General features: G+C 68.9%; 23 protein-coding genes. 12 read left to right on the top strand and 11 right to left on the bottom strand.

Going from position 1 to position 18,070, the window contains the following annotated elements:
* Positions 1–87: 87 nt before the first annotated feature.
* Positions 88–390, bottom strand: a complete 303-nt coding sequence (locus AC1D29_RS24985; protein WP_477902588.1) for a hypothetical protein — start codon at positions 388–390, stop codon at positions 88–90.
* Positions 387–1,796, bottom strand: a complete 1,410-nt coding sequence (locus AC1D29_RS24980; RefSeq protein ID WP_477902586.1) for an FAD-binding oxidoreductase — start codon at positions 1,794–1,796, stop codon at positions 387–389. Before AC1D29_RS24980 ends, AC1D29_RS24985 begins: the two co-directional genes overlap by 4 nt.
* Before the next feature lie 87 nt (positions 1,797–1,883).
* On the opposite strand from AC1D29_RS24980, the gene AC1D29_RS24975 reads away from it, so the two are divergent.
* Genes AC1D29_RS24975 through AC1D29_RS24960 form a run of 4 tightly spaced genes read left to right on the top strand, consistent with a single transcriptional unit; the run spans position 1,884 to position 5,184 of the window.
* The gene (locus tag AC1D29_RS24975) at positions 1,884–2,111 is read left to right on the top strand and encodes a hypothetical protein (RefSeq protein ID WP_477902584.1); all 228 of its coding nucleotides are present in this window, start codon (positions 1,884–1,886) and stop codon (positions 2,109–2,111) included.
* Between the two features lie 38 nt (positions 2,112–2,149).
* On the top strand, positions 2,150–4,087 hold the full coding sequence (locus AC1D29_RS24970) for a methyl-accepting chemotaxis protein (protein ID WP_477902582.1): 1,938 nt from the start codon (positions 2,150–2,152) through the stop codon (positions 4,085–4,087).
* Positions 4,088–4,141: 54 nt separating this feature from the next.
* Entirely contained in the window at positions 4,142–4,726 is a 585-nt protein-coding gene (locus AC1D29_RS24965; RefSeq protein WP_477902579.1) for a cob(I)yrinic acid a,c-diamide adenosyltransferase, read from the top strand.
* A 23-nt stretch (positions 4,727–4,749) separates the two neighbouring features.
* Positions 4,750–5,184 carry a GFA family protein gene (locus tag AC1D29_RS24960; protein WP_477902577.1) on the top strand — a complete coding sequence of 145 codons (435 nt, stop codon included), beginning with the start codon at positions 4,750–4,752 and terminating at the stop codon, positions 5,182–5,184.
* Here AC1D29_RS24960 and AC1D29_RS24955 read toward each other — a convergent pair.
* From AC1D29_RS24955 to AC1D29_RS24940, 4 genes are all read right to left on the bottom strand, one after another.
* The gene (locus tag AC1D29_RS24955) at positions 5,181–5,486 is read right to left on the bottom strand and encodes a hypothetical protein (RefSeq protein ID WP_477902575.1); all 306 of its coding nucleotides are present in this window, start codon (positions 5,484–5,486) and stop codon (positions 5,181–5,183) included. The genes AC1D29_RS24960 and AC1D29_RS24955 overlap by 4 nt on opposite strands.
* Positions 5,483–5,869 (bottom strand): phage holin family protein, encoded by a 387-nt coding sequence (locus AC1D29_RS24950; RefSeq protein ID WP_477902573.1) that lies wholly within the window; start codon positions 5,867–5,869, stop codon positions 5,483–5,485. Before AC1D29_RS24950 ends, AC1D29_RS24955 begins: the two co-directional genes overlap by 4 nt.
* A gap of 10 nt (positions 5,870–5,879) precedes the next feature.
* Positions 5,880–6,188: an ElaB/YgaM/YqjD family protein gene (locus AC1D29_RS24945; protein WP_477902571.1), complete on the bottom strand. Its 309-nt coding sequence runs from the start codon at positions 6,186–6,188 to the stop codon at positions 5,880–5,882.
* Positions 6,189–6,281: 93 nt separating this feature from the next.
* The gene (locus AC1D29_RS24940) at positions 6,282–7,253 is read right to left on the bottom strand and encodes a helix-turn-helix transcriptional regulator (RefSeq protein ID WP_477902568.1); all 972 of its coding nucleotides are present in this window, start codon (positions 7,251–7,253) and stop codon (positions 6,282–6,284) included.
* 127 nt (positions 7,254–7,380) lie between these two features.
* Between AC1D29_RS24940 and AC1D29_RS24935 the strand changes: the two genes are divergently transcribed.
* A complete protein-coding gene (locus tag AC1D29_RS24935) occupies positions 7,381–8,424 on the top strand; it encodes a hypothetical protein (RefSeq protein WP_477902566.1) in 1,044 nt (347 codons plus the stop codon).
* Positions 8,425–8,517: 93 nt separating this feature from the next.
* Positions 8,518–9,276, top strand: a complete 759-nt coding sequence (locus AC1D29_RS24930; protein WP_477902564.1) for a PEP-CTERM sorting domain-containing protein — start codon at positions 8,518–8,520, stop codon at positions 9,274–9,276.
* A gap of 53 nt (positions 9,277–9,329) precedes the next feature.
* Here AC1D29_RS24930 and AC1D29_RS24925 read toward each other — a convergent pair whose 3' ends face one another.
* The 3 genes from AC1D29_RS24925 to AC1D29_RS24915 all read right to left on the bottom strand — a co-directional run bounded on the left by AC1D29_RS24925 (position 9,330) and on the right by AC1D29_RS24915 (position 10,911).
* A complete protein-coding gene (locus AC1D29_RS24925; protein ID WP_477902562.1) occupies positions 9,330–9,848 on the bottom strand; it encodes an N-acetyltransferase family protein in 519 nt (172 codons plus the stop codon).
* Positions 9,849–9,940: 92 nt separating this feature from the next.
* Positions 9,941–10,585, bottom strand: a complete 645-nt coding sequence (locus tag AC1D29_RS24920; protein WP_477902560.1) for a 3'-5' exonuclease — start codon at positions 10,583–10,585, stop codon at positions 9,941–9,943.
* Between the two features lie 11 nt (positions 10,586–10,596).
* Positions 10,597–10,911: a nucleotide pyrophosphohydrolase gene (locus AC1D29_RS24915; RefSeq protein ID WP_477902558.1), complete on the bottom strand. Its 315-nt coding sequence runs from the start codon at positions 10,909–10,911 to the stop codon at positions 10,597–10,599.
* 369 nt (positions 10,912–11,280) lie between these two features.
* Between AC1D29_RS24915 and AC1D29_RS24910 the strand changes: the two genes are divergently transcribed.
* From AC1D29_RS24910 to AC1D29_RS24890, 5 genes are all read left to right on the top strand, one after another.
* Positions 11,281–12,447, top strand: a complete 1,167-nt coding sequence (locus AC1D29_RS24910) for an SGNH/GDSL hydrolase family protein (RefSeq protein WP_477902556.1) — start codon at positions 11,281–11,283, stop codon at positions 12,445–12,447.
* A 30-nt stretch (positions 12,448–12,477) separates the two neighbouring features.
* The gene (locus AC1D29_RS24905; protein ID WP_477902554.1) at positions 12,478–13,146 is read left to right on the top strand and encodes an OmpW/AlkL family protein; all 669 of its coding nucleotides are present in this window, start codon (positions 12,478–12,480) and stop codon (positions 13,144–13,146) included.
* A gap of 157 nt (positions 13,147–13,303) precedes the next feature.
* Positions 13,304–13,597 (top strand): hypothetical protein, encoded by a 294-nt coding sequence (locus AC1D29_RS24900; RefSeq protein WP_477902552.1) that lies wholly within the window; start codon positions 13,304–13,306, stop codon positions 13,595–13,597.
* 71 nt (positions 13,598–13,668) lie between these two features.
* Positions 13,669–14,097 (top strand): hypothetical protein, encoded by a 429-nt coding sequence (locus tag AC1D29_RS24895; protein WP_477902550.1) that lies wholly within the window; start codon positions 13,669–13,671, stop codon positions 14,095–14,097.
* A 90-nt stretch (positions 14,098–14,187) separates the two neighbouring features.
* Positions 14,188–14,763, top strand: a complete 576-nt coding sequence (locus AC1D29_RS24890; RefSeq protein WP_477902548.1) for a cysteine hydrolase family protein — start codon at positions 14,188–14,190, stop codon at positions 14,761–14,763.
* Between the two features lie 13 nt (positions 14,764–14,776).
* On the opposite strand, the gene queE is transcribed toward AC1D29_RS24890, so the two are convergent.
* The gene (gene queE, locus AC1D29_RS24885) at positions 14,777–15,433 is read right to left on the bottom strand and encodes a 7-carboxy-7-deazaguanine synthase (RefSeq protein WP_477902546.1); all 657 of its coding nucleotides are present in this window, start codon (positions 15,431–15,433) and stop codon (positions 14,777–14,779) included.
* Entirely contained in the window at positions 15,430–16,530 is a 1,101-nt protein-coding gene (locus AC1D29_RS24880; RefSeq protein ID WP_477902544.1) for a 6-carboxytetrahydropterin synthase, read from the bottom strand. The genes queE and AC1D29_RS24880 overlap by 4 nt, the downstream gene beginning before the upstream one ends.
* Before the next feature lie 130 nt (positions 16,531–16,660).
* Here AC1D29_RS24880 and AC1D29_RS24875 point away from each other — a divergent pair, with 130 nt between their 5' ends.
* Positions 16,661–18,022, top strand: coding sequence for an MFS transporter (locus AC1D29_RS24875; protein WP_477902542.1), 1,362 nt, complete (start codon positions 16,661–16,663; stop codon positions 18,020–18,022).
* The last annotated feature ends 48 nt before the right edge of the window (positions 18,023–18,070 follow it).

The following is an 18,070-nucleotide window of genomic DNA, read 5'->3' as shown; positions in this document are numbered from 1 at the left end:
GGAGGCCGGACGGCGGGCCGCACCGTTCAGTTTGTGGAGGCGAAGCGGTGTACCGCCATGCTCGGATGGGCGTTGCCCATCACGGGATCAATCGGCAAGAGACGAAGGCTCATCTTCGTGCGCAAGTCGGGCCGCCGCATCGGGCACTCCCCGCACAGGTTTGACACTTTTCTCATCGGCGTCTTGCCTCGTGTCCGATCTGCCCACCAACCAGGCAACAAGGAGAGCGAGCGGGACTGCAACGAAAGCAATTTCGTCCAGCCACGGCGGGGTGAAGGGCAAGAACATCCTGTAGAGGATGCCCCAGAAGATGGCGACCAAGCAGGCGACCATCAAGGTCAGAAGAACACCCTTCTTTATCCAAACCCCAAGTCGAATCAGCAGATTCACTGCTGAAAGATCTTCCCCGGATTGAGGATGCCCAACGGATCCAGCGCCGCCTTCACCGCCCGCATCAGCGCCACCGCTTCCTCGCCCGTCTCATCCAGCAGGAACCCCTGCTTGTGCAACCCGATGCCATGCTCGCCCGTGCAGGTCCCCTCCAGCGCAATCGCCCGCGCCACCATCTGCGCGCTCAGCCGCTCGGCGGTCGCCAGCTCCTCGGGATCGACCGGGTCCAACAGATAGGCCATGTGGAAGTTGCCGTCGCCCACATGGCCGACGATGAAGTAGGGCAGGCCGGCGGCCTCGACCTCGGCGATGGAGGCCTCGATGTTCTCGGCCAGCCGCGAGATGGGCACGCAGGTGTCCGTCGTCACTGCGCGGCAGCCGGGGCGCATCTGCAGGCCTGACAGATACGCGTGATGGCGCGCCGTCCACAGCCGCGTGCGGGCTTCGGGCGTGGTGGCCCATTCGAAGGCCTCGCCGCCATGGTCGGCCGCCACGTCCTGCACCACCGCCGCGTGCTCGGCCACGCCGGCCTCGCTGCCGTGGAACTCCATCAGCAGCATGGGCGCTTCCTTCAGCCCCAGCTTGTCGTGCGCGTTGACGGCCTTGATCGCGTTGGCATCCAGCAGCTCGCAGCGCGCAATGGGCACGCCGATCTGGATGACCTGCATGGCCGTGCGCACGGCCGCATCGATGCTGGGGAAGAAGCACACCGCCGCCGACACGGCCTCAGGCAGCGGGTGCACCTTCACCGTCAACTCGGTGATGACGCCCAACGTGCCTTCGCTGCCGATGATGAGGCGCGTGAGGTCGTAGCCGGCGCTGCTTTTCTTCGCGCGTGAACCGGTGCGCACGACTTCGCCGTTCGCGGCGACGAAGCGCAGCGCCAGCACGTTCTCGCGCATCGTGCCGTAGCGCACTGCATTCGTGCCGCTGGCGCGCGTGGCGGCCATGCCGCCGAGTGAAGCGTCGGCACCGGGGTCGATGGGGAAGAACAAGCCCTCGTGCTTCAGCGCCTCGTTCAGCGCCTTGCGCGTGACGCCGGGCTGCACGGTCACCGTCAAGTCCTCGGCGTCCACGCGCAGGATGCGGTTCATGCGCGACACGTCCAGGCTGACACCGCCCTGCACGGCCAGCAGATGCCCTTCAAGCGACGAGCCCGCGCCATACGGGATGACCGGCACGCCGTGCGCGGCACACAGCGCAACGACGCGCGCCACTTCGGCCTCGCTCTCGGCAAACACGACGGCCTGCGGCGGCGGCACGTCGAAGACGGATTCGTCGCGGCCGTGCTGCTCACGCACGGCCAACGCGGTCGAGCAACGCTCGGCGAATCCGGCGCGCAGCGCGTCCAGCAAGGCGGGCGGCAACGGTGCGGCAGGGGCGAGGTGGTGTTCGGGCGCGTTCATGGGCGGCTCCGTGGTCGATACAAGATTGTCTTGCAGTGCCTGGGCCGCAGTGACAGCATGTCCCCACAGCGAATCCGGGAGACCTGCATGGACCCCACTCTGACGTGGCTGCTGCTGATCGCCGCCGTCGTCCTCATCGCCTTTGGCGCGGTGCGCTTCGACCTGCTGGCCGCGCGCTGGCGCGAGGTCTTCGGCGACCCGCCGCCGCCACACGATGCACCACCGGCGCCGCGCTGGACGCCGGCCCAGGGCTTCAAGCCCCATGACGCGCCGGTGCACAAGCCCGCCTTCCACCGCAGCGGCCGCCGGCACTGAACTGGCGTCAGGGGCCCACGCCGAACAAGGAGAACGACATGAGCCCGCTGACCACGTTGACCATCAGCCGCAAGCTGATGCTGCTGACCTTGCTGGTGCTGGTCGCCATCAGCATCCCGTCGGCCTTCCAGGTGCGCCAGGCCCACCAGCTGTCCCAGGCGGCGCAGGGCGAGGTCGACGGCCTGGCGCCCGCGCGCCAGATCGTGCGGCTGACGCAGCTGACCCAGCAGCACCGCGGCCTGTCGGCGGCTCAGCTGGGCGGCAACGCCTCGGTGCAGGCCGGCCGCGAGGCCAAGAACGCCGAGGTCGAGAAGCAGTTCGCCGCGCTGGACGCGCTGCTGAAGACCGGCGCCACCACCGACGCGATGCGCCAGACCTGGCAGGACGCGCAGCAGCGCTGGCGCGCCTTGTCCGGCCAGGTCGGTGCCGGCTCGCTGAAGGCCGCCGAGAGCAGCACGCTGCACGCCCAGCTCATCGCCGTTTACTTCAAGCTGCTGGACCAGCTCGTGGACCAGTCCGGCCTCATCCTCGACCCCGAGGCCGACAGCTATTTCCTCATCAGCGCGACGCTTGCGCGCCTGCCGATGGCAACCGAGGCGCTGGGCCAGGCGCGGGCGCGCGGCGCAGGCTTCCTGGCCGAGGGCAAGATCGGCCCCGAGGGCCGCACCTTGCTGGCCGGCCTCGTGCAGCAGGCCGACGACCAGCACCGCGGCATGGGCACGGCCTTCGACAAGAGCTTCGCCGTCAACGCGGCGCTGAAGAGCCGGCTGGGCAGCAAGATCGCGGCGCTGGACGAACAGGTGCGCGGCTCGCTGAAGCTCACGCGTGACGAGCTCATCGCCAAGGAAGAACTCGCCTACGCCGCACCCGACTACATCGCCAGCTACACGCGCACCATCGACGCGATGTACGCCGTCGCCGACGAGGCCATGACGGCTCTGGACGAATTGCTGAACGAGCGCGTCACCGGCCTGCGCCGCAGCAGCTGGATCGTCTTCGGCCTGCTCGCCGTGCTGCTGGTTTTTGTCTTCCTGTTCGCCCGCGGCATCTCGCGCAGCATCACCGGGCCGCTGACGCATGCAGCGGGTCTTGCCCAGCAGATCGCCGCGCGCGACCTCAGCGGCGACGTCGTCGTGCATGCCCGCGACGAGATCGGCCAGCTCACCACCGCGCTGCTGGCCATGCGCGACAGCCTGTGCGGCGTCATCGGCGAAGTGCGCGACAACGCCGGCGAGGTGGCCCAGGCCTCCCAGGAGCTGGCCTCGGGCAACCGCGACCTGTCGCAGCGCACCGAGCAGCAGGCCTCGGCGCTGGAAGAAACCGCCAGCTCCATGGAAGAGCTGACCGCCACGGTGCGCAGCAATGCCGACCAGGCCGGCGACGCCAGCAGCCTGGCCCAGCGCGCCTGCACCGTGGCCATCTCGGGCGGCGCTGCTGTCGAGCAAGTCGTGCAGACCATGGGCGACATCGAAGCCAGCAGCCGGCGCATCGAGGAAATCATCGCCGTCATCGACGGCATTGCCTTCCAGACCAACATCCTGGCGCTGAACGCCGCCGTGGAGGCCGCGCGGGCCGGCGAGCAAGGCCGCGGTTTTGCCGTCGTCGCGAGCGAGGTGCGCGCGCTGGCCGGCCGCTCGGCCGAGGCGGCCAAGCAGATCAAGGCACTGATCTCCGCCAGCGTGGGCCAGGTCGAGGACGGGGCCCGCCTCGTGCAGGGGGCCGGCGCGACGATGCGCGAGACCGTCGACGCCATCCGTTCGCTGGCCGAACTGGTCACCAGCATCAGCCGCGCGTCCAGCGAGCAGAGCACCGGCATCGGCCAGATCAGCGAAGCCGTCTCGCACATGGACCAGCTCACGCAGCAGAACGCCGCTCTTGTCGAGCAGACCGCCGCGGCCGGCATGAGCCTGCAACAGCAGGCCGAGAAGCTGTCCGGCCTGGTCAACACCTTCCGCATGCCGACCGCGCGGCACTGAGGCGGCGGTTTCAGGCAGGATGCGGGTCCGACCACCGACACGCATCCCGTCATCATGGGCAACCGACTTTCTCAGATCGCCACGCGCACCGGCGACGACGGCACCACCGGCCTGTCCGACGGCAGCCGCGTGCCCAAGGACCACCTGCGCGTGCAGGCCATGGGCGACGTCGACGAGCTGAATTCCAACCTCGGCCTGCTGCTGGCCGAGCCGCTGCCGGACGACATCCGCGACCTCGTCGTCGTCATCCAGCACGAGCTGTTCAACCTGGGCGGCGAGCTGTCCTGGCCCGGTGGCGAGCTGCTGAAGGATGCTGCCGTGCTGCGCCTGGACGAGGCGCTGGAGCACTACAACGCGGCGCTGCCGCGGCTGAAGGAATTCATCCTGCCGGCCGGCACGCGCAGTGCGGCCATCGCCCACGTCTGCCGCACCATTGCCCGCCGCGCCGAGCGTGCCGTCATCACGCTGGCGGCCACCGAGCCCATACGCGCTGCGCCGCGCCAGTACCTGAACCGCCTGTCCGACCTGCTGTTCGTGCTGGCCCGCGTGCTGAACCGCGCCAACCTCGACGGGCTGGGCGGCGACGACGTCTACTGGCAGAGCGAGCGCATGAAGCGCCTGGATGCCGCCGACAACTGACCTGCACAACGCGAGGCTCCACCATGAAGATCACCGGCCAATGCCATTGCGGCGCCATCCGCTTCACCGCGATGGTCAACCCCGACAAGGTCTTTGTCTGCCACTGTGCCGACTGCCAGATCATCTCGGGCGGGCCCTTCCGCGCCGTGGTGCAGGTGCCGGTCGACCAGGTCGAGATGCAGGGTTCGCCCAAGCGCTACGTGAAGGTGGCCGCCAGCGGCAACCGGCGCGTGCAGGCCTTCTGCGGTGACTGCGGCTCGCAGTTGTTCGCGACCGAAGCGGACGAGCCCAAGGCGTTGAACATCCGCCTGGGCTGCGTGAACGAGCGCGCCGCGCTGGTGCCCACGGTGCAGGTCTGGCAGGACTCGGCCATGCCCTGGCTGCCCACGCTGGGCGGCATTCCGGCGCACAGCCGTGGGCGGGACAGCCCGCTCGTCGAGAAGCCGGCGGCTTCCTAGCGCCTGCGCGCCGTCCACAGCCGCCAGGCCAGCCAGGCCAAGCGCATCCCGCGCCCGAGCTTGCCTCGCCCCTGCCGGCCCGATGCGGCAAAGAAGGTCGCGCCGGCGCCCGCGGCGGCCAGCACGATGGGGTTGGTCAGCAGGTCACGCCAGGCCACCACGCGGCGCACCCAACCGTCGGCGCGCTGGCCCAGGTCGTCCACCGCCAGCGCGGCCTGGCCGCGCAGCAGCCCGGAGGCCAGCAGCAGATTGGCCTTGCGCTCAGCGCGCTGCGCCGGGTCGGCCGGGATCCTGGGGATCATGGCCCCGCCCGGCGCCGCAGCGCTTCGGCATCCTCGCGCAACTCGCCGATGCTGGACTGGAAGAGGCTGGCCGGTTGCTCGATGAGCCCCTTGACCTTCAGCACCGCGACGATGGCCGCCACGACCAGCACGACGGTGCCGCCACCAAGCGCCAGCATGCGGTGGCTGTCCCACAGCGCCACGGTGACGAGCAACAGCAGCATCAGCAGGCCAAAGCCCGCCAGCAGCGCAGCCAGCACGGCCCACAGCAGCAGGCTGGCGATGCGCTCCTTCTCCTCCTGGGCCTCGATGGCGAACAGCTCGAGCCGGATGCGGCTCAGCGTCAACAGCGAGACCCCGAGCCGGCGCAGCGGCGCGGAGACGGGTTCTTTGGCGTCGCTCAAGTGGCGAGGCTCAACGGCGGCCGATCAGCACGCCCAGCGCCAAGCCGACAGCGGCCGCGGCACCGATGGCCTGCCAGGGATTGGCATGCACGTAGTCGTCGGTCGCGGTCGCGGCATCCTTGGCGCGCTGGATGGCCTCGTGCTGGGCGTCCAGCAGCTTCTCCTTGGCCCCGTCGAGGCGGTCAACGATGCGCGAGCGCAAGGCCTTGACCTCGCCATCCGCCTTGTTCGTCGTGGCCGTCATCAAGGCATCGATGTCTTGCATCACCGCACGGAAATCCGACGCCAGTTTTTCCTTCGCCTGGGTTGCGTCACTCATCGCTAGCTCCTCGGTGGGATATCAAACACGCATCAAGCCTAACGCGATTGGCAAGGGCCTGGCACGCCCCACCACGAATGAAGCGCACTTGTCCTACAACGCGGCGACAGCCTGCCGCAGCCGCGCCGCATAGGCCTCGCGCAACGCCGCCGGCGCGGCGACTTCGACCTGGCCGGCATGGCGCAGCAAGTCCATCAGCAGCTCGGTGTCGTCCACATAAGGCAGGTGCAGCCGCCAGCGGCCGTCGGGCAGGAATTCGCTGCGCTGCGCGGGGTGCCATTCCTCGCGCGACACCCAGGCCGCCGCCTCGGGGCTGAACAGCAGCTCGGCCTCGCGCGGCGTGCCGCCGGCAAAGATGCCGTAGCCGCGGTCCAGCGCGGCCTCCAGCTCGTCCAGTGCCAGCGCCTGGGCGGGGGTGTCCAGCAGCGTCGCCGCCTCGATGCCGTCCAGCGCAAAGCGACGCAAGCCCTGGCTCTGGTGACAGAAGGCGTCCAGGTACCAGGCGTGGCGGTGATGCACCAGGCGCTGCGGCGACACCTCGCGGTCGCTGACACCGCCGGCGCCGGTCTTCTTGCGGTAGCGGATCTGCAGGCGCTGGCGTTTCACGACGGCGCTGCCCACGGTTTCAAAGCCATCGCTGGCGACGCGCCGGCGTGCCGTGCCAATGAGCTTCACGCGACGCCGCAGCTCCTCGGCTTCCGCCGCGTCCACCCCCAGCATGCCGGTGATTTTGTCGAACATCGGCTGCAGGTGCCGCCCGACGACGCCCTGCTCATCCAGCCCAGCCAGCATCTGCTGCATCGTCAGCAGCGCATGCAGCTCGGCCTCGTTGAACCACACGCCGGGCAGCTCGTGCTTGCCGCCGCGCCACTGCTGGCCGAAGCGGTAGCCGTTGTCGGCGGCGTCATATTCGATGGGCGCGTCCAGCCGCTCGCGCAGATAGGCCAGATCGCGCTTCAGCGTGGCGGGCGACACCTCCAGCGCCGCGATCAGGTCGGCAAAGGACACGCAGCCGCGGGAGCGGATCAGGTGCTCGATCTTGTAGAAGCGTTCGGTGCGGTCCATGGAGCCGGTCCCTGAAAATATTTACAGTGGTTTTCTGGGTGGATCATCTCATGAGCTACTGGCTCACGAGACTGCTTGCAAGGCCCGCGAATTCAACGGCGTGCCTCTCAATCCCAGGAGCCTGACCATGCAAGCCGTCCTCAACAGCCCGATCAGCACCCGCCCCGCCCTCGTCCAGTTCGACCTGGACATGGACGCCGCGCCCGCCCCCATCAGCGCCCACGAGCGCACGGGCCTGGCCCTGGGCCGCGACTACGCGCTGCACGGCATCACGCCGCCCATCGCCCACCTCTACCCGCAATCGCCGCTGCAGCGCGGCTGGCTGGCCGCCCGCGGCCGCCCGGTGCGCGCGCCCGCCAGCGTGCAGGTCGAGCTGTGGCTGGCCCTGCGCACCCACGCCTGGGCCCGCGGCCGCAGCTTCGAGGACATCCAGCTCACGCCCCATCACCTGGCCCAGCTGGACACCAGCCACTGCCCCGTCACCCGCGAGCAGCTGGACGACGACAACCGCAGCATCGACCGCGTCCGCGACGACGCCGGCTACGCGGCCGGCAACCTCGCCGTCATGAGCGGCCGCGCCAACCGGGCCAAGGGCTCGCGCAAGCACGGTGCGCTCGTCGACATGGCCGCGAGCTGCGCGGCCGGCCCCATCACCCGCATCGGCGGCCTGGCGGAGGGCGAATGGCAGCGCCTGGCCGTGCTGGCCAGCTTCGTCACGCCGTTGAGCCACGAAGAAGCGGCGCAGATCCCGCTGCGCATGCTGCCGCCCAACCGCCTGCGCCTGTTCAACCCCATCCAGGCGCTACAGGCGCTGGTCACGCGCCAGCTCGCCACGCCGGGCTGGAGCGCCCGCCTGAGCCGCCTTGAGGCACTGCTGCCGACCGACCCGCTGCGCAGCGACTTCAACCGCTTCCTGCTCGCGCTGGCCCCGCGCGTGCTGGCCGCCGCCGAGCTGCAGCAGCCGCACGAGATCCGCTGGGCGCTGGAAGACGCCTGGGCGCTGCCGCTGGTGCAAAAGCGCTGGACGCGCTTCGCGCTGCAGCTGACGCCCGAGCAGGCCGAGAACCTGGTCGAACGCGCCGCCGCCAAGAAGCTCTGCCCGGTGCATGTGCAGCGCCACGACGACGCGACCGATGGCTGGGCGCTGGCCACCGGCGGCTACACGGCTTGAGCCTCCCCTCAGTCACGGGGTGCAGCGGTGCGAGGCTGTCACGAGCCCTTCACCGCCGGGCCGGACAGTGCGCCGGTCTGACCTTGGAGCCCCATGAAAAAGTCTCTCGCCCTGTTCGCCGCCGCTGCCGCGGCTATCGCTTCGCAAAGCGCCGTTGCCGCGCTGGGCGCCGGTGATGTCGCCTTCACCGCCCTCAACGCCGATGAAGACGGCTGGGCCCTGGTCACGTTTGTGGACATCGCGCCCAACACCACGGTCTTCTTCACCGACAACGAGTGGAACGGTTCCGCCTTCAACACCGGTGAGAGCTATCACCAGTGGAAGAGCGGTGCGGCGACCATCGCTGCCGGTTCGGTGATCCGTTTCCAGAACATCGACGCCACCACACTGTCGTCGACGCTGGGCACGCTGAGCCGCGCCAGTGTCGGCGGCAGCACCAACTATGGCCTGAGCGCAGGCGAAGACTCGGTCTACGCCTACCTCGCCAGTGCGGTGACCGGCACGCCGACCTTCCTGGCGGCCATCACGACCACCGCCTTTGGCAGCGCCGCCGCCGGCAGCCTGACCAACACGGGCCTGAGCCTCGGTGCCGGCGCCATCGCGCTGGGCGGTGGCGCCGAGTACGAGGAGTACCTCGGCAGCCGCTCGGGCCAGGCGAACTTCGCGGCCTACAAGCCGCTGGTCGGCAACATCGCCAACTGGACCAGCAACCCGGATGACGGCAGCTACGCCTCGCGCGTGCCCAACACGACCGTCTTCAGCGTCAGCGCCGTGCCCGAGCCGCAGACTTACGCCCTGATGCTGGCCGGCCTGGCTGGCGTCGGCTTCATGGCCCGTCGCCGCCGCGGCTGATCCGCTTCACCGCGGTCTCGCCAAGAAGCGCCCTGTGGGGCGCTTCCTTCGTTTCAGACCAGCGAGCGATGCAGGCGGATCTCTTCGACGCGTGCACCGCCGACTTCCGTCGTGCGGGCGCTGCCCAGCTCGCGCTTGAAGCCGGCCAGTTCGAAGAAACGCAGCGCGCGTTCATTGCGCAGGTAGCACCACAGCGTGGCCTTGGTGCAGCCTTCTTCCTGCAGGCCGTCGCGCGTGGCATCCCACAGCGCCAGGCCCACGCCCTTGTCCAGGTGCACGGGGTCAGCAAACATCGCCCAGACCTCGCCGGTCGTGGCCGGCGTGCCCTTGTCGCGCGAACGGTCAAAGCCGGCGAAGCCCATGATCTTGTTGTCCAGGTGGGCAACGATGACCTGCGGCTCGCAGAGGTCGATGGCTTCACGCCAGAAGGCCTGGCGCTTCTGCACCGACATCGCATCCAGCGCCGCTGCAGGCAGCAAGGCCTTGTAGGCATCCTGGCTGGAAGCGACGTGGATCTCGGCGATGGCCTTGGCATCGCGCAGGGTGGCGGGGCGAACCTGGATCACGGACATGGAACTCTTGAGCAATGGCGCTGGGACGAAAGGGCGCGATTGTCCTTGCCCAACGCCGCAAGGTGGGGCCTTGACAGAATTTTTTCCTGACCTCAGGCAGCTTTGCGTTGACTCTTCACGTGCTCGACGAGGCCGCGGCGCAGCCAGCGCAGCGGCGTGCGCTGCATTTGCGCCAGCAATGCGTGGTCGACGTCGGCGTCCCCCAGGTCCATCGCGAAGCGCCGCGCCACTTCGGCACGCACCTTCAGCAACAGCTCGGCCGTCACGCGGGCATCGGCCATCGCGCGGTGGGCGCGGCCGCTGAAGCGGATGTCGTGAAAGCGGGTCATCTCGCCGAGCGAATGGCTCCGGGCCTCGGGCCAGAGCCGGCGTGACAACAGCACGGTGCAGGCGAACTCGTGCGCCGGGTCCGCCTCTAGGCTCGCCCGGGTCATCTCGGCCTGCCAGAAGCCCCGGTCGAAGGCCGCGTTATGCGCCACCAGCGGGCAGCCCTCGGTGAAGCGGGCCAGCTCGCGCATGACGCTCGCCGAATCCGGCGCGTCGGCCAGCATCTCGTTGCTGATGCCGGTCAAGGCCTGGATGTAGGGCGGCACCCAGGCGCCGCTGTTCATCAGGCTGCTGAACTCGTCGACGACGCAGCCGCCACGCACCAGCACGGCGGCGATCTCGGTGGCCCGGCCACCGCTGGTCGGCCCCAGGCCCGTCGTCTCGAAGTCGATGACGGCGATGGTTTCCATGCCGACCTCCTTCAAGACTTCTTGGGCGGGTGCTTGACCGCGTTCATCGCCAGTTTGCGCTCGACGGCCGCGTCCAGGTCCACGCCGCCGTGGTCGGCGATCTGCACCAGGTAGAGCAGCACGTCGGACAACTCTTCACCGAGGTGGCGGCGCTGGTCGTCGCTCAGCGCCAGCGACTGCTCGGGTGTCAGCCACTGGAAGATTTCCAGCAGCTCGGCGGCCTCGACCGTCATGGCCATCGCGAGGTTCTTGGGGGTCTGGTAGGGCTGCCAGTCGCGGTCGGCGGCGAACTGGCGCAAGCGGCGCTGCAGCGCTGAGATATCCATGTCGGCAGTGTCTTATGTATTCCAAACGGTATTCAAGATTTCAAATTAGTAGTCGTAGTAGAGGCCGGCCCGCGCTGTGGACAAGGGCAAAAAGTCCAGGCGCAGCAAGCGCTTGGCGACCGCACAAGCCTGTGCAGCCAGATCGGAGGGCGGCGTTCGCGTTTGGGCACAACTTCGCAAACGGGCCTGGGCCTGTGGATATCTGCCCGGTTGTCCCGGAACCATCCACAGACTTGCTCCAGCCCTTCGCTGTCGTTTCTTTACGCGAACTGAGGGGAAAAACGAACGACCGTACTAAAAAGCAGCGGCTAGAGTTGCGCTCCCCGAATTTGAATGCGCCGCGCCTGCGGTGTCGCCTAGGAGACAACGATGAAACCCTTCCTCAACCGGATCGCCGCGGCCTCGGCGGCGTTGTTGGGCAGCCTGCTGGTGGCGGGCTGCGGCGGCGGTGCCACGGCAGACACGACGCCCAAGATCAGCATCTCCTCGGTCAAGGTCTTCGGCGACAGCATCCAGGACAGCGGCACCTTCGGCTACAAGTTCACCGTCCAGAGCGCGGACAACCTGATCTACGCCGAGCGCATCGCGGCCAACTACGGCCAGACGCTGTGCAACTTCTATGTCTTCACCGGCACGACCTTCGCGGCCAACAGCAAGGCGGGCTGCACGAACTTCTCCATCGGCGGCGGCCGCATCACCTACACCGGCGCCGGTGCCGGCCCGACCAACCCGCTGAACGTCGGCGTGCAGATGGCGACCTACGCGTCGCTGGCCAGCTATGCCGCGACCGACCTGGTCATCATCGACGGCGGCGGCAATGACTCGGCCGACCTGGTCGGTGCCTACCTGACCATCCCCAAGGACCGTGCAGCGAGCTACTCGGCCCTGCTCGGCACGTTGCTGACGCCCACGCAGATCGGCACGGCGCTGGCCGGCGGCGCGACGACGACGGCCCAGATCGGCGCGACCTACATGACGGCGCTGGCCGACAAGTTCTACGCGTCCATCAAGGCCAGCGTGCTCGACAAGGGCGCCACCCATGTCGTGGTCATGAACATCCCCGACATCACCTTCACGCCGCGCTTCCAGATGGTGCTGGACAGCATCGCCGCGGCCAGCGGCGGCGGCACGGCCGGCGCGACCGCGCGGGCCCAGTCGCAGGCGCTGTTCCAGAGCTGGATGGCGGCCTACAACGCCCAGCTGGCCGCCAAGATCGCCAGCGACGACCGCGTCGTGCTGATCGACTTCTACAAGGCCTTCCAGGACCAGGTCGCCACGCCGGCCCAGTTCGGCCTGACCAACGTGGCCACGCCCGCCTGCCCGATCGCCGGCGTGGGCGGCGACGGTCTGCCCACCTACAACTTCCCGGCCTGCACGGCCACGGCCCTGTCCGCCGCGCCGCCCGCCGGCGTCAGCGGTGGCGCCGACTGGTGGAAGAGCTATGCCTTCTCCGACAGCTTCCACCCGACGCCCTATGGCCACCAGCTGACGCAGCAGCTGATCGCCAAGGCCCTGGCCACCAAGGGCTGGCTGTAAACCGCGGCACACCTGATTCGGAGACCACTCATGAAAACCAAGTTCCTCTTCGGTGCGCTGGCCGCCCTCATCGCCACCGGCAGCGCCTTCGCGCAATCGGCCGGCAGCATCGTCGTCTACGCGGGTGCCGCGCAGATCAGCCCGCAGGTCGAGAGCGGTGACCTCACCGCACCCAGCCTGGCCGGCACCAAGGTCGACGTCAAGAAGGCCAGCTCCTTCGTCGGCGGCATCACCTACTACTGGACCGACAACATCAGCATCGACCTGCCGATCGCGTTGCCGTTCAAGCACGACGTCGTCGGCGCCGGCGCGATCGACGGCGTCGGCAAGCTCGGCACCGTCAAGTCGCTGCCGATGACGCTGCTGGCCCAGTACCGCTTCGGTGAGGCCAACAGCACGTTCCGCCCCTTCGTCGGTGCCGGCGTGACCTACGGCTACTTCTTCAAGCCCAAGTCCACGGCCACGCTGTCCGGCATCACCGGCGGCACGCCCAGCAACCCGACGACGCTGTCCATGAAGAGCCGCTTCGGCGCGACGATGGAACTGGGCGGTGCCTACAACATCACCAAGGACTGGTCCGCCAGCCTGTCGGTCACCAAGACCTTCATCAAGACCACCGGCAGCCTGTCCACGGGCCAGACCATCGAGACGACGCTGGACCCGGTGTCCATCAAGTTCGGCGTGGGCTACCGGTTCTGACGACCGCGTGGGTTCCGGCGTTTCGCGTCGGCAGAAAAGAAGGGAGCCTGCGTGGCTCCCTTCTTCGTTGTAGGGGGGTGGTTTGCGGTTTGCGCCGCGCGCGCTCCGCTACGCTGCGTCGGCCATTCGTTCTCCACCCCCACGAGAAGCGTCGACCATGAAAACATCCGTCAGCCTGTGCCTCATCGCGTCCGTCCTCTGCAGCGCCTGCGCTCACGCGCCGGCGGGCTGGCAGAAAAGCGGCTCATCCATGTCCGAGCTGGACAAGGACAAGGCGCAATGCAGCTATGAAGCCAAGGCGGCCACGGCGAGCTACAAGTCGACGCCTTCCAAACCGGGTGAATCGGCGGCCATGGGCGCGGCCATCGGTGACGGCATCGTCATCGCCGAGAAGCAGATCGAACTGACCAACGAATGCATGAAGGCACGCGGCTACGCGCCCGCCAAGTAGCGCCTTCCTCCGACACGGCCTGCCAGGCGCTCCGGTCAGACTGGTGGCCCGGACACTTCTCCCCCACCGCCATGCCAGCCTGGAAGACCCTGTGGACGACGGCTGCGGCCGTCGCGATGACCGCCTGCAGCGAGACGCCGCCGCCGGAGCCGCCGCCCGCTGCGGCTTCCACGGCATCGGCGGCTGTGATGGAGCCCCCGGTAGCCACCGCGGCTTCGGCCGCCGAGGTGCCGGTCGGTTGGCTGGGCAAATGGCAAGGCCCGGAAGGCACGTGGCTGGAGATCACCGGTGGCAGCGGGACCTACCGCGTCACCGTGCAGAACCTGGACGGCGCGCGCAGCTTCGACGCGAAGGCCGGCACCGGCACCCTCGTCTTCGTGCGCGACGGCACCATAGAGACCATCCGCACGGGCAGCGGCACCGACACCGGCATGAAGTGGCTGGCGGACAAGCGCGACTGCCTAGTGGTGAAAACCGGCGAAGGCTATTGCCGCGGCTGACGCATCGCGTGCTGCTCCCCCTGGTGCTGGCCATGCCCTGGTCATCGCTGAAGCCCATGATGCAACCCTCCACCCGACAGAAAGCTACCCATGAGTACCGTACGACCCGGAAACCAAGCCGCCCTGTTGGTTGTCGATGTGCAGGTCGGCGTCGTGACCGCGGCGTGGGAGACAACCCGGGTCGTCAGCAACGTCGCGCGTGCCGTTGAGCGTGCGCGCGAGAAGGGCGTCCCGGTGATCTGGGTGCAACACGAGGACAGCGACCTCGTGCGTGATTCCGCGCCCTGGCAGTTGGTGCCGGAGCTGGTGCCCGCCGCAGGAGAGGCACGGGTCTTCAAGCGCTACGAATCGTCATTCGAAGACACAGCCCTCGAGGCGGAACTGGCCCGCGTGGGCGCAGGGCACATCGTGCTGGCCGGTGCCCAGACGAACTGGTGCATCCGTGCCACGGCCTACGGTGCGCTGGATCGCGGCTACGACCTCACGCTGATCAAGGATGCGCACACGACGAAGAGCATCGATCTCCAGAACGGCGCGCGGATCGAGGCGGCCGACCTGATCGAAGATCTGAACATCGCCATGACCTGGCTCAGCTACCCGGGGCGAAAGACCACCACTGTGGCGGCCGAAGACGTGGATTTCAGCGTCGCCGGCGGCATGCGCTGAAGGCCGGTCGACTTCAGGCGATCCCCACCACCTTGTGCATCTGCACCGACAGCCGCCACTGCGGATGCGTCATGCAGTAGGCCACCGCCGCCTTGGTGTGCTCGCGTTGCAGCACCGAGTCCATGGGCTGCAGGAAGAAGTTCTGGAAGTCCAGGCCGGCAAACCGCTCAGGCTGCGCCAGCGGCTGCGGGTAGACCAGCTTCAGCTCATGCCCTGAGGTCAGCACCAGCGGCGCGTCGGCCTTGGGGCTGACGCAGATCCAGTCCAGCCCCGGCGGCGCGGGTTGCGTGCCGTTGGTTTCGACGGCCACCTCGAAGCCGCGGGCGTGCAGCGCGTCGATCAGCGGCGTGTCCAGCTGCAGCAGCGGTTCGCCGCCGGTGCAGACGACGTAGGGCTTTCCGCGGTCATGTGAGGCGTGACCCTCGGTCCCGCGCGGCCAGGCGTTGGCAATGGCGTCCGCCAGCGCACCGGCATCGGCAAACTTGCCACCACCTTCGCCATCCGTGCCGACGAACTCGGTGTCGCAGAAGGTGCAGACCGCCGTTGCGCGGTCCTGCTCGCGGCCGGTCCACAGGTTGCAGCCGGCAAAGCGGCAGAACACCGCCGCGCGGCCCGCCTGGGCGCCTTCGCCCTGCAGTGTGAAGAACAACTCTTTGACGGCGTAAGTCATACCGGGATCAATTCTTCGGAGTCGGCGCGGCTGACGATGGCGCCGGAGCCGCGCGTCTCGTACAAGTCCACGCGGTCGATCTGCGGCAGCACGGCGCCGCCCTCGCGCAGCACCCAGGCGGCCAGCGAAGCGGCGTCGCCATCGGGCAGGTTGGCAATCTCGTACAGCGGGTGGTGGTCCAGCCGCTTGAAGAGGGGGTTGAACAGCGTCTTCACGTCGCCGAAGTCCACCGTCCAGCCCATCACCTGGTCCAGCGGCGCCGCCAGGTGCAGGCGCAGCGTGAAGGTGTGGCCGTGGATGCCGGCCAGCGGGTGGCCGGCGGGCGCGTGCTTCATGCGAACGGCGCTGTCCAGCGTCATCTCCTTCCAGATGCGGTAGCTCTGGCCATTGAAGTTGGCGCCGCAGGAGCCGGTCTCGTAGACGGTGATCCAGCTCAGCTCCGGCAGCACGGGCTTGAGCCGTTGCCACAGCCAGGCCGAGATGTTCTCGCTGGTGGGGTTCTGCAGGCCGGCGATGTCGTTCAGGCAGCGGTAGTTCAGCTCGAAGTGCAGCGGCGCCCAGACTTCGTCCAGATGGTCGTAGTCGATGGACAGGTCGCGCTCGCCCAGGTCCGCGTTGGCATGCAGGATGACCTCGAAGCCGTGGCCGTGCATGCGGCCGCACTGGTGGCCCGCCGGCACGTTGGGCAGCTGGTGGGCCGCCTGGAAGCGGTAGCGCCGCCACACATGCGCGTGGCCGGCGCCGTCCAGGTCGACACCGCTGTGTTGGGTGCTTTGCACGCCCACCTGCACGATGCCCGGCACGTCGGCGGCCAGGCGGCTGCGCACCCAGCGCGCAAGGTTTTCGTCGGTCGGCTCGGCCAGGTGGTCGTTCAGCAGGGCATGATCCAGCGGCGCCACCGTCTCGGTCATGCGCGCGCGCAGGCTTTCCACTTCACCACCGGTGAACGGCGCCCAGCCGCCGGGAAGCGCCGCGCGCACGGTCGCGAAATAGCTGTGGCCATGCAGGCCATGGCTGCGGTGCGAGGCGGGCAGGGCGGGAATGCGGCAGGCCGACTCGAAGCCGGCCGAGGCACAGTGCAGAACGGAAACAGACATGGCCCCGATTGTCGCGCCGGCTTCCAAAACCCTGCTTGACTTGAAGTGGGCTTGAACTTTTACGCTCCAAGAAACAACTCCCCCCACGCTCGCGTTGCACACTGCCGCCGAGCGGCCGGGCGCCACTGACATGAATCTTGCCGACCCCATAGCCGCGCCGCCGGCCGCGTCCGACAGCCTCTTCGCTCCCGGTCGTCGCGCCGCCTGCGTCGGCGCCATCGCGCTGATCTCCATGCTGGCCTTCGAGGCCATCGCCGTGGCCACCGCGATGCCGGCCGTGGCCGAGGCGCTGAACGGTCTGCCGATGTATGCGCTGGCCTTTGGCGCGACGCTGGCCACCTCGGTGATCGGCATGACGGCCGCCGGCCAGCTGTGCGACAAGCGCGGCCCCTACCGCGCGTCGTTGGTGGGACTGGCGGCCTTTTTGATGGGGCTGCTGCTGGCCGGCTTTGCGCCGTCCATGTGGGTGCTGGTGCTGGGTCGCGCGCTGCAAGGCCTGGGCAGTGGCGTGCTGGGCGTGGCGCTGTACGTGGGCGTGGGCCAGGTCGTGCCGGCACCGCTGCACCCCAAGCTGTTCGCGATGTTCGCGGGCGCGTGGGTGCTGCCTGGCCTGCTGGGGCCGGCGCTGGCGTCGGGGCTGGTGGCGCTGATGGGCTGGCGCTCGGTCTTCCTGGCCGTGGCGGCGGCCGTGCCGGTGGCCGCGGCGGCCATGCTGCCGGCGCTCAAGCGCGCGGGTGGCGGCACCGGCGAGGCCTTGCGCTGGGGGGCGATGCGCTGGGCGCTGCTGGCCAGTGCCGGCGCGCTGATGCTGCACGGCGCGAGCCAGCAGGCCGGCGCCCGTGCGGGCCTGCTGTTCGCGGCGGGTCTGGTGGCCGCGGGGTTCGCTGCCCGACGGCTGCTGCCGGTGGGCACGCTGGCGGCCGCGCCCGGGCTGCCGTCGGTCATCCTGCTGCGCGGCTTCATTGCCGCGGCCTTTGCCAGCGCCGAGGCCTTCCTGCCGCTGCTGCTGACCCAGCATTTCGGCTGGAGCCTGACGCAGGCCGGCATCGCGCTGAGCGCCGGCGCCGTCACCTGGAGCATCGGCAGCGCCGTGCAGGCGCGGGTGACGGGCGACGCGGCCCGGCGCCGGCTGCTGCCCACCGGGTTTGCCGTCGCGGCGGCGGGCTTGCTGGGGGTCATGACGCCCATCGTCTTTGCTGCGCTGCCGTCCTGGCTGGCGCTGCTCGGCTGGATCGCCGTGGGGCTGGGCATCGGCCTGTCCTTCCCCATGCTGTCCGTGCTGCTGCTCAAGTTGTCGCCGCCGGAGCAGCAGGGCGGCAACACGTCGGCGTTGCAGCTCAGCGACGCGCTGGTCAGCAGCGCCGCGCTGGGCGGTGCCGGCCTCTTGTTCAATCCCGACACGCGCCAGGTCTTGCCCGTGCTGCTGCTGGCCTTCGCCTTCGCGGCGGCCGCGGCCATCGTCAGCCCCCGGGCCTTGCCCAGCAAGGGCTGAAAACGCTTTCCCGGGGTGGCACACTGCGGCCACTTCTTTGGGAGGGCG

Source organism: Roseateles sp. P1_C6, assembly GCF_056406315.1.
Note: the sequence above shows the minus strand (reverse complement) of the source record. Positions and strands in the feature narration are given on the sequence as shown.

What these genes read in the sequence shown, in the direction of transcription:
- AC1D29_RS24970 (WP_477902582.1), top strand. Translation starts at nt 2,150, where the DNA reads ATGAGCCCGCTGACCACGTTGACCATCAGCCGCAAGCTGATGCTGCTG.
- AC1D29_RS24965 (WP_477902579.1), top strand. Translation starts at nt 4,142, where the DNA reads ATGGGCAACCGACTTTCTCAGATCGCCACGCGCACCGGCGACGACGGC.
- AC1D29_RS24900 (WP_477902552.1), top strand. Translation starts at nt 13,304, where the DNA reads ATGAAAACATCCGTCAGCCTGTGCCTCATCGCGTCCGTCCTCTGCAGC.
- AC1D29_RS24980 (WP_477902586.1), bottom strand. Translation starts at nt 1,796, where the DNA reads ATGAACGCGCCCGAACACCACCTCGCCCCTGCCGCACCGTTGCCGCCC.
- AC1D29_RS24925 (WP_477902562.1), bottom strand. Translation starts at nt 9,848, where the DNA reads ATGTCCGTGATCCAGGTTCGCCCCGCCACCCTGCGCGATGCCAAGGCC.
- AC1D29_RS24955 (WP_477902575.1), bottom strand. Translation starts at nt 5,486, where the DNA reads ATGATCCCCAGGATCCCGGCCGACCCGGCGCAGCGCGCTGAGCGCAAG.
- AC1D29_RS24975 (WP_477902584.1), top strand. Translation starts at nt 1,884, where the DNA reads ATGGACCCCACTCTGACGTGGCTGCTGCTGATCGCCGCCGTCGTCCTC.
- queE (WP_477902546.1), bottom strand. Translation starts at nt 15,433, where the DNA reads ATGACTTACGCCGTCAAAGAGTTGTTCTTCACACTGCAGGGCGAAGGC.
- AC1D29_RS24880 (WP_477902544.1), bottom strand. Translation starts at nt 16,530, where the DNA reads ATGTCTGTTTCCGTTCTGCACTGTGCCTCGGCCGGCTTCGAGTCGGCC.
- AC1D29_RS24915 (WP_477902558.1), bottom strand. Translation starts at nt 10,911, where the DNA reads ATGGATATCTCAGCGCTGCAGCGCCGCTTGCGCCAGTTCGCCGCCGAC.
- AC1D29_RS24935 (WP_477902566.1), top strand. Translation starts at nt 7,381, where the DNA reads ATGCAAGCCGTCCTCAACAGCCCGATCAGCACCCGCCCCGCCCTCGTC.
- AC1D29_RS24890 (WP_477902548.1), top strand. Translation starts at nt 14,188, where the DNA reads ATGAGTACCGTACGACCCGGAAACCAAGCCGCCCTGTTGGTTGTCGAT.
- AC1D29_RS24895 (WP_477902550.1), top strand. Translation starts at nt 13,669, where the DNA reads ATGCCAGCCTGGAAGACCCTGTGGACGACGGCTGCGGCCGTCGCGATG.
- AC1D29_RS24940 (WP_477902568.1), bottom strand. Translation starts at nt 7,253, where the DNA reads ATGGACCGCACCGAACGCTTCTACAAGATCGAGCACCTGATCCGCTCC.
- AC1D29_RS24875 (WP_477902542.1), top strand. Translation starts at nt 16,661, where the DNA reads ATGAATCTTGCCGACCCCATAGCCGCGCCGCCGGCCGCGTCCGACAGC.
- AC1D29_RS24910 (WP_477902556.1), top strand. Translation starts at nt 11,281, where the DNA reads ATGAAACCCTTCCTCAACCGGATCGCCGCGGCCTCGGCGGCGTTGTTG.
- AC1D29_RS24905 (WP_477902554.1), top strand. Translation starts at nt 12,478, where the DNA reads ATGAAAACCAAGTTCCTCTTCGGTGCGCTGGCCGCCCTCATCGCCACC.
- AC1D29_RS24920 (WP_477902560.1), bottom strand. Translation starts at nt 10,585, where the DNA reads ATGGAAACCATCGCCGTCATCGACTTCGAGACGACGGGCCTGGGGCCG.
- AC1D29_RS24930 (WP_477902564.1), top strand. Translation starts at nt 8,518, where the DNA reads ATGAAAAAGTCTCTCGCCCTGTTCGCCGCCGCTGCCGCGGCTATCGCT.
- AC1D29_RS24960 (WP_477902577.1), top strand. Translation starts at nt 4,750, where the DNA reads ATGAAGATCACCGGCCAATGCCATTGCGGCGCCATCCGCTTCACCGCG.
- AC1D29_RS24945 (WP_477902571.1), bottom strand. Translation starts at nt 6,188, where the DNA reads ATGAGTGACGCAACCCAGGCGAAGGAAAAACTGGCGTCGGATTTCCGT.